This window comes from Acidobacteriota bacterium (assembly GCA_016703965.1).
Classification (GTDB): Bacteria; Acidobacteriota; Blastocatellia; order Pyrinomonadales; family Pyrinomonadaceae; genus OLB17.
In genome coordinates this window covers 541,746-557,204 of sequence record JADJBB010000004.1, presented here as the reverse complement: position 1 = coordinate 557,204, position 15,459 = coordinate 541,746, and the positions used below count along the sequence as shown (strand labels likewise).

Genomic DNA, 15,459 nt, shown 5'->3' with positions numbered 1-15,459 from the left:
CTGTAGACTCCGGACGTTCTTCCGGTTTGTTTATGAAAGAATTGGATGTTAGTGATTGGTCGCCGAATTATTTTGCGGACGAGTCCAGCTCAGCCTTGGTCATTCCCGACGGGACCTTAACGATCTCGGTGAACGTACATTGGCGTAAGCCCCCATCTCGGTATGTCGCATCGATAGTCAATTTGTAGGAACTGCCGATCTCGAACTTCTTCTGATCGAGTAACCCGACGAAATACGAAAACTCGGACTTACAGGTCATTTCGCCATTAATCGATTTGGTGGTGTCGCGAAATATCTCGAGATATACTTCGTCTACCGAACCGGGCTTCACGGTGTCGGGTTTGATCGTTGAATATCCATGGATCTTTACCTTTTTGCCTTGATACTTATCCAACCGACCGGGCAATTCCGTATATTTTTTAGCAAAATCTTCGATTGCGAATTCCTCAATGGTGGTTTGCGGAGCGGCGTTTTTGTCGCTCACTTTTTCCGAAACACGCGAGCAACTCATAAGTCCTATCAAGACGGCAAGCACACCGCCCAAAGCCAAAAACCTTTTGTTCATTCGTTTCCTTCCTTGTTTGTTTATTTCCGACGGTCTTTTTCTCTAAAAAAGCTCTGTTCACCTTGGTGAGAATTTTCCGCAGACACATCTTACCCTTTTGCAGACTTTTCTGGCGTCCCCAAAACACGAAAAGCCATCAAGAATTCTTGCGACATCCTTTTAGGCTCATTCTAAAGGCGGCTGACTTGAAAGAATGGGGTCAGAAAGAAAATGGGGTCATCTATGAAGTTACCCCTTTTCCCTTTTCTCCGAGAAACCGCACGATTCTAATCCCCGGCCGCAGAGAACCACCCCGTCACCCGAAGCGGGTGCCACCGCTCGTTCTGGCACAGAAAACGTGCCAGTGTTGCGGTGGGCCCGCAACCGCGTAAGGAGGGGAGTTTCGGACACCTTTGACCTATCTGCCAAATACCTCTACCAATTTTCGCAAAACCACCCCAAAACCCTGCTTTTTCCTCTACCAACGCACATCCGGTTTTTGGCCCTCGTGGACGTCCGGGGATCGCTGGAAGCCAGTATTTATCTACCTTTCAACCTTCAACTATGCAAAAGTGTGAATCGATTCACACTTTTTATGCGGTATTTTTTGGTAAAGTTTGGCAAAAAGTGAAAAAACACAAAAATTCACTTTGGGCTGACGTTTTAAGGTGCAGAAATTTCGTCATCGGGGCCGGTTTCGATGTTGAGGCGTTTGATCTTTTCGACGAGGGTCGTGCGCTTCATGTTGAGGAGCTTGGCGGCCTGCATTTTGTTGCCGCCGGTCTTGTCGAGGGTCTGGAGCAGCAGCTCGCGCTCGATCTGCGAGACGACCTCTGAGAAATCGATTCCCTCGTCCGGTATCGACCGCGGAACATAGCTCGCGCCGAGGCTCATTTGGAACAGGCTCGTCTGGTTCCGGATCTCCTCGGGCAGGTGCTCAAGCTTTACTTCAGTCCCCATGCCAGAGAAGACGGCCGCGCGCTCCATAGCATTTTGCAGCTGGCGGACATTGCCGGGGAAACTGTATGAGATCAGCGAATGATACGTTTCGTCGGCAATGCGTTTCGGCGGCAGGCCCGTCATTTTGCAAAACCGGTCGAGTAGCCCTTGTGCGATCGGCAAAATATCGTCCGGCCGCTCACGAAGTGCCGGCACGCTGAGATGAACCACGTTCAGCCGATGATACAGGTCAGCCCGGAACGAACCGTCCGCCATCTTTTTCTCAAGGTCGGCGCTTGTCGCTGCAACTACTCGAACATCGACCTTAATAGTCTTCGACGAGCCGAGCCTTTCAAATTCGCTTTCCTGCAGTATTCTCAAGAGCTTCGCCTGCAGGGCGAGGTTCATATCGCCGATCTCATCCATGAAAAGCGTCCCGCCGTCCGCCTGTTCGAACCGGCCCTTTCGGTCGGTGTGGGCTCCAGTAAATGCTCCTTTAATGTGGCCGAAAAGTTCGTCTTCGAGAAGCTGTTCCGGGATCGCGGCACAGTTCATCGCGATAAAGTTACTCTTAGCCCGGTCGCTGGCATTGTGTATGGCTTTTGCGATCAGTTCCTTACCGGTTCCGGTCTCTCCCGTCACCAGCACGTTGATCTTGTACGGAGCAATGACGTTGACCTGCTCCAGGACGTTGAGCATTACGACGGAAGTCGCGATGATCTCGGGATTTGAGGCGTTCCGCGCCGGAACCAGCGGCTCAGGAGTTTCGATCCGCTTGAGCGCAACCTGGACCGCACCGCTGAGATCTTTTAAAGAGATAGGTTTCCGCAGGAAATCCGCAGCACCGAGCTTCATCGCCTCGACCGCCATATCGATCGATGCATAGCCCGTCATTACTATCATGTAAGTAAACGGATGAAGCTGTAGGCAGATCGGTAGAAGCTCAAGACCGCTCTTTCCGGGCAGATTCACGTCCGTTAATAGAACGTGAAAACCCTCGTCTTTCAGGATATCGATCGCGGCCTCAGCGGATTCAGCGCTCGTCAGGTCATGGCCCTCTTGCGTGAGAGCCTCAACCAACAAATTGCGAAGCCGTGTATCGTCTTCGACTACCAGAATTCTAGCTTTCATGATGGAACCGACGAAATAAAAGCACCGGAATGTCGTACCGAACGCTTTATTCCTTGTAATGTACTACGGATTCGGGTGTCAACAAAATGACATCTCATTCTATCCTCTCCGACACCTATCGGGCCTAAACAACCGTTTTCCTTGAAAAGATATCGGTTTTTCAGCGGTTTTACTAAGGCACGGCCTTTGCTAAGCGTAATATGCGGAGGCGTGTCAATGGGATTATTGGGTACTGATAACGTAACAAATCTGCTGCAAACATTTCTGGATGTACAGAGCCTGAGGTCGCAGACTATCGCGGGCAATATCGCAAATGCCGACACGCCGGGCTATATCGCAAAGGAGGTCGATTTCGAGGACTTCCTGAAAGATGCTGCCCGCGAAAGCTCCTTGCCTCCGTACCAGCAGAATCAATTGAAGATGGCCAGCCGGCCCAACGTTATTGAGCAGCCAGTGACAACCGTCGGAATGGACGGCAACACCGTTGATACAGGCCGGGAGATGGCAGAACTCGCCCAGGCCGGCAGCAGCTTCAATTTCGGAGCGAAGATGCTGCAGTCCCGATTAAAACTTCTTCGTACGGCGATACGTGAGGGCAAATAGAGATGTCACTTTACACGATATTCAAGATCTCGTCGCAGGGAATGACCGCTCAGCGCGAAAGGCTTGAGGCGGCGTCGACCAACCTCGCGAATGCCAATTCTACGCGGTCGACTGACGGCAAGGTATATAAGCGGCGCGACGTAGTTTTCACGGCGATCGACGTTAAAGATAAGTGGGGAGAAATTTCAGCAGAAAACGGACTCGGCGGAAACGGGCTAAAGCCGCAGGGTGTTAGTTCTGAAGTTGTTACTGCTGACGAAAACCAGCTTCCGAACAGGCAGCATCAGCCTTGGAACCCGGATGCGGACAACGACGGCTACGTAAACTTGCCCGATGTAGACCCGCTCGAAGAAACGGTAAACATGATGTCGGCAGCTCGTGCATTTGAGGCGAATGCTACTGTTTTCGGCACAGCAAAAGAAATGGCACGCGTCAGTTTAAATCTCGGCGACGTGTAACAACCAATGCAGATAGGAAATATCAACCAGACGACACCGTTATCGGGTGGAACTACAGGAGCCGCGAGGATCTCCGGCGGTGGCGATGGATTCGGTTCGGCGATCAAAGATGCGGTCGAATCGATCGACGAGACGCAGAAAAGCGCGGAAAACGAGATCTCAAAAGCAGTGACCGGCGAATCGCCCGACTTACACAAAACGATCATCGCCCTGCAAACCGCCGATCTTAAATTTCAGCTCGGGCTCCAGGTTCGCAACAAGCTGATCGGAGCTTTTGACGAGATCATGAGAATGCCGGTTTAAGGATTTCTGAACAGTAAATGGCATCACCTTTAATACAGTTCAAGGAAATATGGAGCCGGATGTCCGCATCGGGCCGGGTCGCGACCGTTGCGGCGGTCGTCGGAACCCTTGGTCTGATCGGAGCCCTATTTTACTACGGCTCACAGCCCAATTACGGTGTATTGTTTACTAAACTTACCCCTGAGGACGCCCAAAAGATCAGTGAAAAGCTAAAGGTCGCTAATGTTCCGTACACCTTGACAGACAGCGGAACCGTTATCTCAGTCCCCGAGGAAAAGATCCAGGAACTTCGTATTAAGATGGCTAGCGAAGGTGCAATTACCGGCGGGCATGTTGGCTTTGACCTTTTCGACAAGACGAGTTTTGGTGCTACCGATTTCGCCCAGCAGATCAATTATCGCCGTGCGATCGAAGGCGAACTCGCAAAAACACTCGAGGCCATGGACGAGGTAGAATCTGCTCGCGTTCATGTCACACCCAAAAAAGAATCGGTTTTTACTGAAAAAGAGGACGGAGCAAAAGCTTCGGTTGTTGTTCGCATCAGGCAAAATAAAGAACTTTCTAGCGAACGATCGAATGCGATCGTCAGCCTCGTGGCTAGCTCGATCGAGGGCCTCGAGCCAACAGGTGTTTCCGTTATGGACACGTCCGGGCGGCTTCTTGTTGCTGCTGGCAAGCATCGGCCGGGTGGAATGAGTGATACAGGAGCTTTTACCGCCCAGCTTGAATCGAAGCGTAAATTCGAGGCCGAGAGTGCTACCCGGCTGATCGCTTTGATAGAACCAGTTGTTGGTTATAACCGGGTTCGTGCCGATGTTTCAGCGGATATTGATTTCAGCCAGACCGAGCAGAGCGAAGAGAAATTTGATCCGAAATCGCAGGTGGTCCGTTCGCAGCAGGTCGGGCAGGAGATCCGTAATAATCCGGCTCAACAGGTCAACGCACCGGTCGGCGCGAGATCTAATAATCCGCAAACGATGCCGACCCCGGTGATTCCGGTTACGGCGACTGCCGCTGCAACTGCAGACCAACGAAACACGTCCACGGTAAATTACGAGATCGACAAGACCATTAAGAAAACCATTGGCGGCGGCGGACGGGTTAATAAACTCAACGTTTCAGTTGTGGTTGATCACAAATCGGTTGAGGGGGTCGAGGTTGCAAGAACGGCCGATGAGATCAAGCAGATCCAGGATCTCGTTGCGGCAGCAGTCGGTATCGACGCGGCTCGCGGCGATACGGTTGTAGTTCAAACAATGCCCTTCAGTAAGCCCCAGATAGAACCGGCAACTTCGACCTCATTTCTCGACAAAAATAAGGCTCTGATCCCCACAGTGATCAAATATGGAACCCTTGTTCTGATCGCGATCCTGCTTCTGATATTCGTCATCCGACCGGCGCGCAAGGCGCTGAAAGCGGCATCGGTAGCCGCTGAAGAAACTAAATTACTAGCCGAAGGATCAAGCTTTGAGGAACGCCGTGCCGCACAGGCAGAGACACCCCGACAAATTGACAGGGGAACACCGGATCATCAGCAGATGATGACCGTGTCGGAATTACAGGCCGAAATCAATGGTGAAAACGGACATATAAATGCCGACGCCGAAAGGATCGAGGCTATCCGCAGGCAGATCGCCGCGCAGAGCATTGACGATACCGATCTGGTTGTAAGTACGATGCGGGGCTGGCTCCGTGAGAACGCATAAATTGATCAAAATTGTATGACCCCGACAGTGGAGCAACCAACCGAAGCTTTAGAAGCACCACCGACCGACGATGTATCGATGGCTATTTCTATTCGTCCGCCTGAGGAGATCTCAGGGGCGCGCAAGGCGGCGATATTGTGTCTCTCGCTCGGCGAGGAAGCTGCCACGGCGCTCTTCAAGCACTTGGACGAGGAAGAAGTGCAGCTACTATCGAAAGAACTCGCGATGCTGCCAAATGTGAAATCACAGGTGTCTGACGGTGTCGTCGAGGAATTTCATCAATTGCTGACGGCCCGAAGTTATGTTTCCACGGGCGGAGTTGATTACGCGAAGCGACTCTTAGTGAATAGCTTTGGTGCTGAGAATGCCAAGAAGCTGACAGATAAGGTAATGCACGCCATAGAGGCTCCAGCAAATTTTGAGGCGTTACAAAAGACCGATCCGCAGCAGCTCGCGAAGCTATTTCAGGCAGAAAACGTCCAGACCATTGCCGTCGTTCTGGCTCATCTGAATCCAACTACAGCTTCAACGGTGCTCAAAGCCCTTCCCGAGGCTAGCCGTAGCGAAGTGGTCTTACGGCTTGCAAGTCTTCAGACGGTTTCGCAGGACGTCGTCAAAAGGATCGCAAATATCCTCAATCAAAAACTTTCATCGGTCAGCGGCCTGAGCCGAACGCGCGTAGGCGGAGTACGCGCGGTTGCAGATATTTGCAACAGCCTCGATCGCGAGACAATGCGGTTGATGCTTGAACAGATCGAGGGCGAGAATCCCGAACTGTCGCTTGAGATTCGCAGTCTGATGGTCACCTTTGAAGACATTCTACTCGTCGATGACGCGGGAATTCGCGAGATCATGCAGCGAGTGGATAAGAAAGTTCTTGCCCTCGCTCTCAAAGGAACCATGCCGGAACTGCAAGATCGCTTCTATTCGAATATGTCCAGCCGCGCGGTCGAGATGATGAAGGAAGAGATGGATTTCATGGGCCAGGTCAAACTAAAAGATGTGACAGGTGCTCAGCGAGAGGTTGTCGAAATTCTGAGATTGCTCGACGAACAGGGAATCGTAAGTCTGTCAGGTGGAGCCGGAGGTGACGAATATGTTAGCTAAGGTTCTCAAAGCGACGGCGGCAGCAGCAGGTACTCAGCCATTTAATATTCCGTTGATCGGCGGGAATGGAACGCAGTCAAATTCGAGCGGTGTGCAGCAGTTAATTGTCCCGGAACTTGAACCGCTCGAATACGTAAGTACGCCGGTGCAATATGATCTGGGCGATGATCTGACCGCCGACGAATTACTCACAAAGGTGCAGGAAGAAGCGGCGCGGATCATTGCACAGGCTGAAGAACACGCCGCGATCATCGAGCAGGTTGCGAGCGACAAGGCGGTCCAAAAGGCAAGAGCGGATATTGAGGCTGCGAATGCGGGCAAGTTCGCCGAACTACGTTTGCATCTGGCCAATACGATCGCTGAGGTTGGTTCGCTTGGTAGCGAAATGGCGGCAAGTGTCGAGCACGAGCTTGTTGAACTTGCGATCCAGATAGCAAAAAAGATCGTGGCCCGCGAGGTTACGATAGACCGCGAGATAGCACTGACTCTTGTGAAAGTTTCGTTAGCAAAACTTCACAATCGTTCGATTGCGGAGGTTCACCTGAATCCTGAGGATTATTCCTTTGTGAAAAACCATCTCGATAAACTCGATTTTCGTGGAAAGATCGACCTGGTTGAGGACAAGTCGATATCGGTCGGCGGATGCCTGATCCACACCGAAACCGGGGATATAGATGCCCGCATCGAGTCGCAATTCGATGAGATATCGCATGGATTATTAAACTAGAAAATGCTCGCTGCCTACGCACAAAAACTTGAGAAGATCGACACGCTGAAATCCATCGGCCGCGTCACACGTTCGGTCGGGTTGATCATCGAATCGCAAGGGCCGACAGTCTCAGTGGGCGACCTATGCTATCTGCCCTCGCCGAAAGGAGAGCGATCAACAATGCTCGAGGTCGTAGGCTTTCGCGACAACAATATACTTCTGATGCCGCTTGGCCAGATGCCGCCGGTTCGCGTAGGAGATTCGATAATCGCAGCGGGTGTCAGCAGTCAGGTATTTGTCGGCCGCGAATTACTGGGACGGACGATCGACGCCTTAGGGCGGCCTTTGGATGAGCTTGGCGAAATAAAGACCAAGGAATCGTATCCGTTGAACCGTGAGACTACCAATCCGCTTTCAAGAGCGAACATCGATGAGCCTCTGGAGACGGGCGTTAGAGTAATCGATGGGCTTCTGACCGTTGGGGCAGGTCAAAGGATAGGTATTTTTGGCGGATCCGGGGTCGGAAAATCAACACTTCTCGGAATGATGGCGAATCGTTCATCCGCGGATGTAAACGTTATCGCTCTGATCGGGGAACGCGGACGCGAGGTTCGTGAATTTATTGAGAATGAGATCGGCGAGGAAGGGATGAAGAGGAGCGTGCTGGTGGTTTCAACGTCGGATGATTCGGCGCTCGTTAGAATTCGGGCCGCTCTCGCCGCGACGTCGATCGCGGAGTATTTTAAGGATCAGGGATCCAATGTGCTGCTGATCATGGACTCCGTCACTCGTTTCTGTATGGCCCAGCGCGAGATCGGCCTTGCCGCTGGTGAACCGCCATCGTCGAAAGGATACACGCCCTCAGTCTTTGCATTGCTGCCGCGTATTTTAGAGAGGGCAGGGAAATTTGGTAACGGCGGTTCGATAACGGCGTTCTACACGATCCTGGTCGAGGGCGATGACATGAATGAGCCGATCGCGGATGCCGTTCGCTCCATCCTTGACGGTCACATCGTGTTGTCTCGCGATCTTGCAGCACGGAATCATTATCCGTGCATCGATGTGCTTAATTCAGCATCACGGCTATTTTCTATAGTCGCACAGCCAGATCACCGCCAGCAGGCCGGCAGAATCAGAGAATTGATCGCAGCTTACGAAAAGGCCGAGGACCTAATAAACATCGGAGCCTATCAAAAGGGCAGCAATGCGGCCATCGATCTGGCGATAGAGCGGCACGAGGAGATCAACGGTTATTTAAAGCAGGGACGAGACGAGGCCGCAAGGTTTGACGATTCGATAGCGAAACTGATGCACATCCGTACATGAAGAAGTTCAAATTTACATTGGATTCGGTCCATAAGGTTCGAGAGATCAAACAGGACCGGGAAAGTGCGATCCTTAGTGACCTGCGGGCCGAGGCTGACCGAGCGGCAGAACGGGTCGCACATATCGAGGCGATGCGGCACGATGCGATCGAAAACTATACCCTCCGGATCGCGGCCGGTGAACGGTTGGATGCCCTCGAGATGGAACTGAGCTCAAAGCACTTTGCATCTCTTGATCGCCTTCAGAAGGATGCTGAAGCGGTGCTCGCTCAGCGGCGAAAGGCTTGCGAGATCCAGATCGAGGCTCTTACAGAAGCCATGCGGAGTGTAAAGATCACGGAAAATCTGCGAGAGACGCAAAGGGCACGTCATAGACAAGAATACGAAAGATACGAGCAGAACGGCGTCGACGAACTTGTGAGCACCAACTTTGCACGACGCATACTGGGAACAAAATGATAAATACGATAGCAACAACGAATCTTAGTTCAGTTCCACCGGGCAGTTTTGCGTCGCCTGAAGGCAAGGGTTTCGATCCCTATTCAGATCTATTTGCGGCCCTATTCACATTCCCGGCTCCAGTTCAGCCCGAGCCTTTGATAGTGGATAAGCCTACCATTGTCGGTAGTGACGAGACGGCGGATCTCGGGGCGGCGGGGGCTGCCAGTGATCTGCAAACGGTACCGCTTCTAGCGGAACCCGCGAAACCCGCCAAAGACAATAGTGCGGATATACTAGGCCTTTTTCCAAAAGTCACCGAACCATTAGCTCAGAGTGAAAGAATCGCGTTACCCGCTGACACCAAACTTCCTTTAGACAAAAAGCCGCCGATCGAGTACCTCGGGCCACCAGTCAAACAGTCTCCGCCAAGAGATCCAAAGCTAGCGGCAATTAGCCGCGAAGAAGATCTTCGAATTAATTTCGGAGATGTTTGCGGGCTCCCGGTATTCCGCTCTGATACTGCCGCTGTTTCTGCTGTTGGAGTGCCGGATCCTACACTCGTACCGATCATTGGTGAACAGCTTCGAATGGTTAAAGATGAGCAGCTATCCGAGATCGAACCGCTGGAATTACCGCTTGTTCCGCCGCCGATTGATTCAAAAATGGAGCAGGAGGTGATATTGGAAATAACTTCTCTCGATCTATCAACGCTAGAAGTTGTTTCCGTTGACGGAACTGCTTCGAACGAGGTTAGAACTCCAACCTCGAGTCCACTTGAGCTGAACGAGAAGCTCCCAACTGTTTTTCCCGAGGCACAACCAAAGCAGCCCGAAAAAGTATCCCTGCTGGAGACATTTGCGACAAATGTGCTTGTTGACAATAAGATGCCGGCATCCCCAACGGGGCGATCGGCGATTAAGGGGCAATTCGATACGGACAGCATCTTTCTCGAGCCCGTGAAGCCGATCGAGGAAGCAACGGCGGGCGAACAACCTACGGAGTTTTCGTTTGGCACTCCACTCGACGGAAATAAAGGCCTTGAGCAGTTCGATAAACCAATTACTTCCGAATTCAAGTTAAAGAGAATTATTCTCGATCAAGTTGGAGCAGCCTTTACCGATCTGGCTCTGGGCAAAAAGGAAACGGGTGAAAAGCGGACACTAAAGATCCGACTCTCGCCCGCTGAACTCGGTACCGTGGAGATAACGCTCGCAAAAAATGCCAATGGAATGATCGATGCACATTTTCAGACGGACAATCCAAAAACACAGCACGTTCTGCAGGAGAGTCTTGCCCAGCTCCGTGAATCACTGGAACGCTCTGGCATGCAGGTTGGGAGTCTAAACACCTCATGCACGTCGTTCTCTTCAGGCGGCCGCGATGGCAGTGATTCGAGACGACACGAGTTTACAAATTCTGATGATCAAACGGGCAAAAGGCCCACGTTTGATACCGTTCAAAAATCTGAAGACGACAAACAAAGCCGTCTCGTGAATTTGCGGGCGTAACCGTAATAAGGAGAAACAATGACTACTATAAATCCAACATCGGCGTCGCTCAATACGTCGGCAGCGTCAAACGTAACAACAAGCACGAGCACGGCGGGTACCTCTGAACGCAACCTGTTCATGACCTTGTTAGTCGCGCAATTAAAGAATCAAGATCCGCTTGCACCGCAAGACGGAACCGCGTTCGTGGCTCAACTCGCCCAGTTCAATTCCCTCGATCAGCTTGTCGGCATAAGGCAATCGATCGAAAGTCTTAGTTCGAAGCTTGTTAAGAGAGCTTAGGAAAGGATATTTAGATTTTGAAGTAATAAAAGGAGAAACAAAGATGTCATTTTCATTCAACACTGCCCTCTCCGGGCTTAATGCAAACAGTAATGCTCTAAACGTTGTCGGGAACAATATTGCAAACGCCAATACCATCGGTTTTCGGAGCGGACAGATAACATTTATGGACGTTTTTGCCAGCCGATCTGGAGCACGGTTAAACGGGGCCGGGAATTCATTAGGTATCGGAAACGGTGTTCGTACGGGGGCGATCCATACTGATTTTTCGCAAGGTGCGTTGAATGAATCGACCTCGCCACTGCACGCAGCCATCTCAGGAAACGGCTTTTTTGTCGTGCAGAACAGCGATGGCACCCGAGGATACACGCGGGCAGGCGATTTTTCCCTGAACAACCAGGGCGTTATGGTTTCAACGACCGGCGGTCAAGTGCAGGGCTATCAGGCTGTTGGTGGAGTGGTTGCTCCGGGGTCATCGCTCTCTAATCTAAAATTCCCCCTTGGTCAGATCTTTCCGCCCAAAATGACGACCGAAGCGACATTCAAATTTAACCTTGATTCTCGATTGGCTACCGACAAAACCTACTCGGTAACCTCCAACATTTACGACTCGCTCGGCGGCGAACACAAAATGGAGATGACGTTTACGAAACAGGCCGACGGGTCTTTCCTAATGGAGGCAACTGTCGATGGGAATCCTGCTGAAGTCGATGCTGACGGAGCCGGGCCTTCGGTCACACCGATCAGCTTTACCTTCGACTCGGACGGCCAACTTCTGACGCCTGCGGAAACGCTGCAGATAATCCCTGACCAAACTGAACTTGGATTGGCCGAATTACCCTCGATCGACATCAATTTATATGAACTCGATTCCGCTGGAGATCCAATTCGGTCGTTTGCGACGGCCTACGCAGCAAATTCAAGTAGTGATTCAACATACCAGGACGGTTACAAGCCCGGAAATCTAAGTGGGGCTGCGATCGACGAGGATGGAAATATTTTCGGCGTTTATTCAAATGGACAATCGCAGATCATTGGGCAGTTGGCTCTCGCAGTTTTTGATTCGAACGATGGGTTAGGCCATGTAGGCGGAAACATGTTTGCAGAAACCACCGCTTCGGGCCAGCCAACGATCGGAGCTGCAAACACAGGAACCCGCGGAGCTATCGCCGGGGGCTACCTTGAACAGAGCAACGTCAATATAACAAATGAATTTGTCGAACTGATCGAAGCGCAGCGTGGATTTCAGGCAAATTCACGAGTGATCACGACAGCAAATCAGACGTTCCAGGATTTACTGCAAATGGTCTAAAGTTTTCAGTAGATCGACCGATAAGAGACACTGAGCCTCGAAAGGGCTTTACCGGGAAAGGCTATCCTAAGTAGCTTAACTACAGGTAAATAGGGGTTTTGGAAGCCAAAATACCTTTTTACCTGTAGTTGATTTAAACCGGCAAAACTCTGCATCCCCTTTCAAAATCTTATGTTACTTATTATCGGCATTGTATTCGTCATGATCTGCGTCATCGGCGGATTCTTGATGATAAACGGACCGCTTGGCGTCTTGATCCAGCCTTCCGAATTTGTAGTGATCGGTGGCGCGGTTATCGGGGCGACGCTCGCTGCGAACCCGGCAAAGTACCTTATGCGGATCATGGCTCTCTTGCCAGTTGCGCTAAAGGGATCTCCGTACAACAAAAAAACTTATACGGAAGTACTCCAGATGCAGTATGACATGTTCATCAATTCGAAGAAGGGCGGCCTGCTTTCGATCGAAGAAGATGTTAACAATCCGCTATCGTCGCCGATCTTTACAAAATATCCGAGCTTCGTCGGCAACCATCACGCAGTGGAGTTTTTTTGTGATGCGATGAAGATGCTCGTCAACGGAGCTTGTTCGTCTGAGGAACTCGAGATAATGCTTGATGCAGAAATGGAAACGCATCACGATGAAGGCGCGATCGTTCCGGTTCTGCTTCAGCGTGCGTCAGACGCCCTTCCCGGTCTTGGTATAGTAGCCGCTGTGCTTGGCATCGTTGTCACGATGCAGCACCTCGACGGGCCGCCTGAAGAACTTGGACATCACGTCGGGGCAGCTCTCGTTGGTACCTTTCTGGGATTGCTGCTTTCGTACGGATTTCTTGCACCGATCGCTTCAAATCTGGAGAATCTTGCACATGACGAGAGTCGTTATTTTGGCTGCATCAAAGCGGGTCTCGTCGCATTCGCAAATGGAGCGGCACCGATGACCGCAGTCGAATTTGCACGCAAGACCATCTTTAGTTTCGATCGTCCGCCAACTGCCGAGATCGAGCCGCTTCTCCGGGAAATTAAACCTCGCTAGCGCCAGCTGTTTATGGACGTCAAGAAAGAAGAACCTCCAAAACCCCGGCGCCGCGTAAAAAAAGCGCGTGGCCACGGCGGCCATCATGGCGGAGCCTGGAAAGTCGCGTACGCTGATTTTGTAACGGCGATGATGGCTCTCTTCCTGGTCCTGTGGCTTGTTTCGCAGGCTGATACTAAGTTGAAGCAGGCGATCGCAGCATATTTTCGTTCACCCGGCGTCTTTGATACGATGCAGGGTGGTATCCTTTCGGGGAACAAAAAGATCAGCAAAGAGCCTGAAAGGCTCGATTCGGTCGAGAATGAGCAGGCACTGATCGGAGTCGCGGAGGCTCTCCAAAAGCAATTCGAAACTAGGCCGGAATTCTCTCGTTTCAAGGACCAGGTAAAGATCGAGGTTACGGACGAGGGCCTTCGCATCCAGCTTTTGGACAAGGCCGACCGGGTCTCTTTTGCTTCTGGAAGTGCCGAGCTCGGGCCGGAAGCTCAGGCAGTTCTGGCCGAGATCGCCCAAGGCATCTGCGCACTTCCAAACAAGATCAATATCGGCGGACATACGGACAGTCGAGTATTTCCTTCTAATAACGGCTACACGAATTGGGAACTCTCGACCGATCGTGCGAATGTTGCTCGCCGCACGCTCGAAGCAAATTGCGTTAAGCCCGAACAGATCCGCCGAGTGATAGGATTTGCCGACACCGAGCTGTTGGTGCCCGATGACCCTTACTCGCCAGCGAACCGTCGCATCAGCATTACCGTCCTGCGCCTGACGGAAAACCCAAGTGATGCGAAAAAAGATAAAGAGATATCTGTCCCAGATCCGAAAGCAAGATCCGAAAATAAAACGTCTCCGGTTCCAGACGAGGTAAAGCTTGCCAAGAAGAAGCTTGAAACAGAAGGTTCCGTAGTTGTCGGCGAGGCCGATAAGATACCTGACAAGCCAAAGATCAAATGATCTCAGAACCAGTAGAAACTACCCTTTCCACACTCCGCTACGACCCTATCACCATGAAAAAACAAACACCGCGCTATCTCAGCACGTTCCTTACCGTCTTCGCCCTGCTTCTAGGCGTATCTTTCGTCGCCTCGTGCAGCAAGGCGGACGCTACTACAAAAAAAGAAAAAACGAAAAAGGTTAAGGAGGACCCGGAAACCGAAACGGCCGAAACCGATGATGCCGAAACAAAAAAAGAAGCTGATCACGAATCCGATGAGCCTACTACCGAAGAAGTGAAGGCGGATAGGAAAAAAATAGATTCGTTAAAAGAGTCTGCAAAAACCGCCGAAAAGAATAAGACCCCACGAGTTGAGACGACCACTGGCAAATCACCCGTAAAAGATTCAAAAGCTGCAGCTGACGAGATCTGGGCAAAACTCTCGGCCGGAAACAAGCGCTACATGGCTGGGAAGCACACAGTCGTGAATTATGCAGCGGCCCGAAAAGCGTTGGTCAAGGGCCAGCAGCCCGAGGTCATCGTCCTGGGATGCGCGGATAGCCGGGTGCCACCCGAGTTTGTTTTCGACAAGAATCTGGGTGAAATATTTGTCGTACGGGATGCTGGAAATATTCCCGACAAGGTTACGCTCGGCAGCATTGAATATGCTGTTGAACACCTTCATGCAAAAGCCCTGCTTATACTGGGGCATGAGAGTTGTGGAGCGGTGGCGGCGGCCGTGTCCGGCGAAAAGATGCCAAGTTCCAATCTTTCAGCGATCGTCGACACCATTTCCCCGGCCTTTGAAGGTTCGAAGACATGTATTATTGGCGAACCTAGCAATCTATCGTGTGTAGAACTGAACGTAAAACAGAGTTCCGAAGATGTGATCTCAAGAAGTTCGATCTTAAGGAAGGCAGTGAAAGAGGGACACCTCGCTATAATTCGTGCGGTTTATAAACTGGAATCCGGCGAGGTCGTTCGCATCAACTAACCTTAAACCCCAGATCTTTTAAGCCCGGTCACCATCAAACGAGCTCTCGTTTGATGGTGACCGGCTTTGTCGTTTGCGTCAGTTCATTGACACAGCCAGTCAAAAAAGAGTCGACAGATCAAGTTCGAATC

General features: G+C 51.4%; 16 protein-coding genes. 14 read left to right on the top strand and 2 right to left on the bottom strand.

Annotated elements, in window-relative coordinates; translation table 11 throughout:
- Positions 1 to 67 precede the first annotated feature (67 nt).
- Entirely contained in the window at positions 68 to 565 is a 498-nt protein-coding gene (locus IPG22_05340) for a hypothetical protein (GenBank protein MBK6587726.1), read from the bottom strand.
- Positions 566 to 1,207: 642 nt separating this feature from the next.
- Positions 1,208 to 2,614 carry a sigma-54-dependent Fis family transcriptional regulator gene (locus IPG22_05335; protein ID MBK6587725.1) on the bottom strand — a complete coding sequence of 469 codons (1,407 nt, stop codon included), beginning with the start codon at positions 2,612 to 2,614 and terminating at the stop codon, positions 1,208 to 1,210.
- Positions 2,615 to 2,830: 216 nt separating this feature from the next.
- Between IPG22_05335 and flgB the strand changes: the two genes are divergently transcribed.
- The 14 genes from flgB to IPG22_05265 all read left to right on the top strand — a co-directional run bounded on the left by flgB (position 2,831) and on the right by IPG22_05265 (position 15,328).
- Complete coding sequence (gene flgB / locus IPG22_05330) at positions 2,831 to 3,217, top strand: flagellar basal body rod protein FlgB (GenBank protein MBK6587724.1); 387 nt, start codon at positions 2,831 to 2,833, stop codon at positions 3,215 to 3,217.
- A gap of 2 nt (positions 3,218 to 3,219) precedes the next feature.
- On the top strand, positions 3,220 to 3,675 hold the full coding sequence (flgC, locus tag IPG22_05325; protein MBK6587723.1) for a flagellar basal body rod protein FlgC: 456 nt from the start codon (positions 3,220 to 3,222) through the stop codon (positions 3,673 to 3,675).
- 6 nt (positions 3,676 to 3,681) lie between these two features.
- A complete protein-coding gene (fliE, locus tag IPG22_05320) occupies positions 3,682 to 3,978 on the top strand; it encodes a flagellar hook-basal body complex protein FliE (protein MBK6587722.1) in 297 nt (98 codons plus the stop codon).
- Positions 3,979 to 3,995: 17 nt separating this feature from the next.
- On the top strand, positions 3,996 to 5,684 hold the full coding sequence (gene fliF, locus IPG22_05315; GenBank protein MBK6587721.1) for a flagellar M-ring protein FliF: 1,689 nt from the start codon (positions 3,996 to 3,998) through the stop codon (positions 5,682 to 5,684).
- Positions 5,685 to 5,762: 78 nt separating this feature from the next.
- Positions 5,763 to 6,791: a flagellar motor switch protein FliG gene (gene fliG / locus IPG22_05310; GenBank protein ID MBK6587720.1), complete on the top strand. Its 1,029-nt coding sequence runs from the start codon at positions 5,763 to 5,765 to the stop codon at positions 6,789 to 6,791.
- Positions 6,781 to 7,518: a hypothetical protein gene (locus IPG22_05305; GenBank protein MBK6587719.1), complete on the top strand. Its 738-nt coding sequence runs from the start codon at positions 6,781 to 6,783 to the stop codon at positions 7,516 to 7,518. Before fliG ends, IPG22_05305 begins: the two co-directional genes overlap by 11 nt.
- 3 nt (positions 7,519 to 7,521) lie before the next feature.
- The gene (locus IPG22_05300) at positions 7,522 to 8,826 is read left to right on the top strand and encodes a FliI/YscN family ATPase (protein ID MBK6587718.1); all 1,305 of its coding nucleotides are present in this window, start codon (positions 7,522 to 7,524) and stop codon (positions 8,824 to 8,826) included.
- Entirely contained in the window at positions 8,823 to 9,284 is a 462-nt protein-coding gene (gene fliJ, locus IPG22_05295) for a flagellar export protein FliJ (GenBank protein MBK6587717.1), read from the top strand. Before IPG22_05300 ends, fliJ begins: the two co-directional genes overlap by 4 nt.
- Positions 9,281 to 10,774, top strand: coding sequence for a flagellar hook-length control protein FliK (locus IPG22_05290; GenBank protein MBK6587716.1), 1,494 nt, complete (start codon positions 9,281 to 9,283; stop codon positions 10,772 to 10,774). The genes fliJ and IPG22_05290 overlap by 4 nt, the downstream gene beginning before the upstream one ends.
- 18 nt (positions 10,775 to 10,792) lie before the next feature.
- Complete coding sequence (locus IPG22_05285; GenBank protein MBK6587715.1) at positions 10,793 to 11,056, top strand: hypothetical protein; 264 nt, start codon at positions 10,793 to 10,795, stop codon at positions 11,054 to 11,056.
- Positions 11,057 to 11,099: 43 nt separating this feature from the next.
- Positions 11,100 to 12,368, top strand: coding sequence for a flagellar hook protein FlgE (locus IPG22_05280; GenBank protein MBK6587714.1), 1,269 nt, complete (start codon positions 11,100 to 11,102; stop codon positions 12,366 to 12,368).
- 171 nt (positions 12,369 to 12,539) lie between these two features.
- Positions 12,540 to 13,400, top strand: coding sequence for a flagellar motor stator protein MotA (motA, locus tag IPG22_05275; GenBank protein ID MBK6587713.1), 861 nt, complete (start codon positions 12,540 to 12,542; stop codon positions 13,398 to 13,400).
- A 12-nt stretch (positions 13,401 to 13,412) separates the two neighbouring features.
- A complete protein-coding gene (locus IPG22_05270; protein MBK6587712.1) occupies positions 13,413 to 14,354 on the top strand; it encodes an OmpA family protein in 942 nt (313 codons plus the stop codon).
- Positions 14,355 to 14,407: 53 nt separating this feature from the next.
- Entirely contained in the window at positions 14,408 to 15,328 is a 921-nt protein-coding gene (locus IPG22_05265; protein ID MBK6587711.1) for a carbonic anhydrase, read from the top strand.
- The last annotated feature ends 131 nt before the right edge of the window (positions 15,329 to 15,459 follow it).

Bases quoted from the DNA above. Each gene is read 5' to 3' on its own strand.
- IPG22_05340 (MBK6587726.1), bottom strand. From the start codon at position 565: ATGAACAAAAGGTTTTTGGCTTTGGGCGGTGTGCTTGCCGTCTTGATA.
- IPG22_05335 (MBK6587725.1), bottom strand. From the start codon at position 2,614: ATGAAAGCTAGAATTCTGGTAGTCGAAGACGATACACGGCTTCGCAAT.
- flgB (MBK6587724.1), top strand. From the start codon at position 2,831: ATGGGATTATTGGGTACTGATAACGTAACAAATCTGCTGCAAACATTT.
- flgC (MBK6587723.1), top strand. From the start codon at position 3,220: ATGTCACTTTACACGATATTCAAGATCTCGTCGCAGGGAATGACCGCT.
- fliE (MBK6587722.1), top strand. From the start codon at position 3,682: ATGCAGATAGGAAATATCAACCAGACGACACCGTTATCGGGTGGAACT.
- fliF (MBK6587721.1), top strand. From the start codon at position 3,996: ATGGCATCACCTTTAATACAGTTCAAGGAAATATGGAGCCGGATGTCC.
- fliG (MBK6587720.1), top strand. From the start codon at position 5,763: ATGGCTATTTCTATTCGTCCGCCTGAGGAGATCTCAGGGGCGCGCAAG.
- IPG22_05305 (MBK6587719.1), top strand. From the start codon at position 6,781: ATGTTAGCTAAGGTTCTCAAAGCGACGGCGGCAGCAGCAGGTACTCAG.
- IPG22_05300 (MBK6587718.1), top strand. From the start codon at position 7,522: ATGCTCGCTGCCTACGCACAAAAACTTGAGAAGATCGACACGCTGAAA.
- fliJ (MBK6587717.1), top strand. From the start codon at position 8,823: ATGAAGAAGTTCAAATTTACATTGGATTCGGTCCATAAGGTTCGAGAG.
- IPG22_05290 (MBK6587716.1), top strand. From the start codon at position 9,281: ATGATAAATACGATAGCAACAACGAATCTTAGTTCAGTTCCACCGGGC.
- IPG22_05285 (MBK6587715.1), top strand. From the start codon at position 10,793: ATGACTACTATAAATCCAACATCGGCGTCGCTCAATACGTCGGCAGCG.
- IPG22_05280 (MBK6587714.1), top strand. From the start codon at position 11,100: ATGTCATTTTCATTCAACACTGCCCTCTCCGGGCTTAATGCAAACAGT.
- motA (MBK6587713.1), top strand. From the start codon at position 12,540: ATGTTACTTATTATCGGCATTGTATTCGTCATGATCTGCGTCATCGGC.
- IPG22_05270 (MBK6587712.1), top strand. From the start codon at position 13,413: ATGGACGTCAAGAAAGAAGAACCTCCAAAACCCCGGCGCCGCGTAAAA.
- IPG22_05265 (MBK6587711.1), top strand. From the start codon at position 14,408: ATGAAAAAACAAACACCGCGCTATCTCAGCACGTTCCTTACCGTCTTC.